The sequence below is a fragment of the Microcoleus sp. B4-C1 genome (assembly GCF_036705285.1).
Classification (GTDB): Bacteria; Cyanobacteriota; Cyanobacteriia; order Cyanobacteriales; family Microcoleaceae; genus Microcoleus.
Window position 1 is genome coordinate 1 of the sequence record NZ_JAUBUC010000183.1, and the last position, 3475, is coordinate 3475.

The window sequence follows — 3475 nt, forward strand, 5'->3', positions numbered from 1 at the left end:
ATTTAACAATTATTTACAAATTGTAGAAATTAAAGCCGTCCTAGAAGGACGGGGCTTTAGACCCACTTTTGCGGTAATTGGTTGGGTTCACGCTTGTCAAATCGTTTATGAACGGGCTCTGGGGCCCGTTCCACAAGAAATTCACTCTTTGTGGAACGGGCTCTGGGGCCCGTTCTTGAGAATGGTTCAAGAGCTCAGATATAACGATCGACAACACGGCAACTCTGGATACGGCAATGCCCAAAGCGTGTCAACTTAAGCTGTCAGTCCACCCAGTCCTCCCGCCCACCCGGCAGTCCTAAGCGGGAATGAATTCCCTGTCTCATAGCTAAAGTCCTCTCAAAGAGGACTGAAGAACTCATTAGTTGTCTTTGAGAGGACTGAAGAACTCATTAGTCGTCTTCAGACGACTTTCGCTTTGAGGCAGGGGTTTAAACCCCTGCCGGATTGCTGTCAGTCCACCCAGTCCTCCCGCCCACCCGGCAGTCCTAAGCGGGAATGAATTCCCTGTCTCATAGCGAAAGTCCTCTCAAAGAGGACTGAAGAACTCATTAGTCATCTTCAGACGACTGAAGAACTCATTAGTCGTCTTCAGACGACTTTCGCTTTGAGGCAGGGGTTTAAACCCCTGCCGGACTGCCGGACTGAGGGTTTGCCCTTAAGCTGACACCAATATCTTTGCACCTTCCCGCAAAGGACGCTTGCGGGTAGTCCTCTATTGTGTTTGTGTATTGTTGATTACTGTAGAAATAGTTACAGAGGGGATTGCGATGATGATTCACGAGTTGAAGCGTCGAACCGTTTACTCTGCGGGCCTTGCGAGTTTAATGCTGAGTGTTTCGTTCTGGATCGCTCCTGTAGCGCTGGCACAATACACTCCTCCTGAAAACCCTTCTAAACCGAAAGAAACGGGCACGAATACGACTCGCGGGGGCAGTTGCGAAGCTAATTCATCGGCGAGATTGACTGCCTTAGTGCCGTTTAGCCATGTGGGACAGACGATTTCTGGGCATCCGACTTTTACCTGGTTTGTACCCGATCGCACTTCTCGTCCGCTGCAATTGAGGCTGTTTACTCGATCGGGACAACTGCTCTACAGAACCGAGATGCAGAGTCAGCCAGGAATCATGTCGGTTGCTTTGCCTTCAAATCTGCCCCAACTGTCGATCGGGCAATCCTATCAGTGGCAAGTGGTGTTGGTGTGCGATCGGAATGTTCCTTCGAGAAATGTGGTGGCGGCGGCAGAAATCCAAGTCGTTGCGCCTGCTGCATCGTTGCAGACTCAACTTGCAGCGGCGCAAACTCCCCAACAGCGGATTGACCTGTATGCGGAGTCTGGGCTGTGGTATGACGCGATCGCGGAAGCGCGCAAAGCCTCTGAGACTTCTCAAAGCCAAGCGGCTGTGCTGGAATTGCTAGATGCTCTCGCTAGTTCGGAAGCCGAACCTTTGAAAGATTGGAGCGATCAATTGAAGCAAATTAGGGCGATCGAACAACAACGCCAACTCCCGCAACCCAAACCCTAAAATCCCATGCAGCCTTTCTCGCTAACACTGTTTAAATTCAGTAATCGTAAAGTGCGATCGGGCTTCCTGTTTCCCCTCGCCTTTTGCGTTTTGTCTGTTGCTTTTTATATTCCTATGCACTCTCCACTTCCGGTTAGCGCTCAAACTACGGATGCTCGTCAAGCAGAGGCCGATCGGCTAATACAGCAGGGGCTTCAACAGTATGGCATTGGCCAATTCCCAGCAGCGGTGAATTCCTGGCAACAGGCACTGCAAATTTATCGTGCTCTCAAAAACCGCCAAAGGGAGGGTGGGGCACTAGGCATTTTGGGAGCTACTTACCACTCTCTGGGCAACTCGGTCAAAGCCATTGATTATTTGCAGCAGAGTTTAACCATCGCCCGTGAAATTAAAAACCGCCACATTGAAAATTTGGCGCTGCGCGATTTGGGAAAAGTTTACTACTCTGTGGGAAACCATGCCAAAGCCATTGAGTATTCACAGCAGGGTTTAGCCATCGCTCGCGAAATTAAAGACCGCGAAGGGGAGGGTGTGGCACTGGGCAATTTGGGACGTGCTTACTACTCTCTGCGCGACTATGGCAAAGCCATTGAGTATTCACAGCAGTGGTTAGTCATCGCCCGCGACATTAAAGACCGCCAAAGTGAAGGTAGTGCACTGGGCAATTTGGGGCGTGCTTACCTTGGTCTGGACGACTATGCCAAAGCCATTGAGTATGCACAGCAAAGTTTAGCCATCGCCCGCGACATTAAAGACCGTCAGAGCGAGGGTATCGCACTAGCCGTTTTGGGAGCCAGTTACAGCTCTCTGGGCAATTATGCCAAAGCCATTGAGTATTCAAAGCAAAGTTTAGCCATCGCCCGCGAAATTAAAGACCGCCAGAGCGAGGGTGCGGCAGTGGGCCTTTTGGGAAGCGCTTACCGCTTTCTGGGCGACTATGCCAAAGCCATTGAGTATGCACAGCAACATTTAGCTATCGCCCGTGAAATTAAAGACCGTCACAGCGAGGGTCTGGCACTGGGCAATTTAGGATTCACTTACCTCAATCTGGGCGACTCGGCCAAAGCCATTGAGTATTCACAGCAGTGGTTAGCCATCGCCCGCGAAATTAAAAACCGCTTTGGCGAGGGTGCGGCACTGAACAATTTGGGAGGTGCTTACTACTCTCTGGGCGACTCGGCCAAAGCCATTGAGTATTCACAGCAACATTTAGCTATCGCTCGCGAAATTAAAGACCGTCAGAGCGAGGGTGTGGCACTGGGCAATTTGGGAAGCGCTTACAGCTATCTGGGCAACTCGGCCAAAGCCATTGAGTATCAGCAGCAGAGTTTAGCTATCGCACGCGCAATTAAAGACCGCCAGGGAGAAGGTAGAGCGCTCAACAACCTGGGAGTGGATTTTTTGAAAGCTGGCAACCCAACAGAATCTGAAAAAATGCTCGTCAATGCCATTCAAGTTTGGGAATCGATGCGGCAAATGCTCGGCTCCAACGACGCGAATAAAGTCTCCATCTTTGAAAGACAAGCTATGACTTATCGGACTTTACAACAAGTCCGGGTGGCTCAAAATAACCCGATCGCCGCTTTAGAAATTGCCGAACGGGGACGTGCTCGTGCCTTTGTCGATCTCCTGACACAGCGCTTATCAACTGGTGATGCCAGTTCGGTCATCGCCTCTGCTCCCAACGGCGAGCAAATCCGACAAATCGCCAAAGCACAGAACGCCACTTTGGTGCAGTATTCCATCATCTACGACGACTTTCAGATTCAAGGCCAACAAGTAGGGCGAGAATCCGCGCTCTACATTTGGGTAATTCAACCCACAGGCGAAATCGCGTTTCGCGAAGTAGACCTCAAACCCCTGTGGCAAAAACACAACGCCTCTCTAGCCAGCTTAATTATTGGCAATCAAGAATTCCTGGCTGTTCGCAGTCGCAGCAGTCTTGGCTC

General features: G+C 50.7%; 3 protein-coding genes. All 3 read left to right on the forward strand.

All coding sequences use genetic code 11. The features are described 5' to 3' along the window. Window positions 1-259, forward strand: a 259-nt coding sequence (locus QUB26_RS31370) for a hypothetical protein (protein ID WP_333321214.1), incomplete at its 5' end; no start/stop codon positions are given. A gap of 475 nt (window positions 260-734) precedes the next feature. Then, complete coding sequence (locus tag QUB26_RS31375; RefSeq protein WP_333321216.1) at window positions 735-1526, forward strand: DUF928 domain-containing protein; 792 nt, start codon at window positions 735-737, stop codon at window positions 1524-1526. 6 nt (window positions 1527-1532) lie between these two features. Then, a partial coding sequence (locus QUB26_RS31380; RefSeq protein ID WP_333321218.1) for a tetratricopeptide repeat protein occupies window positions 1533-3475 on the forward strand: 1943 nt, incomplete at its 3' end.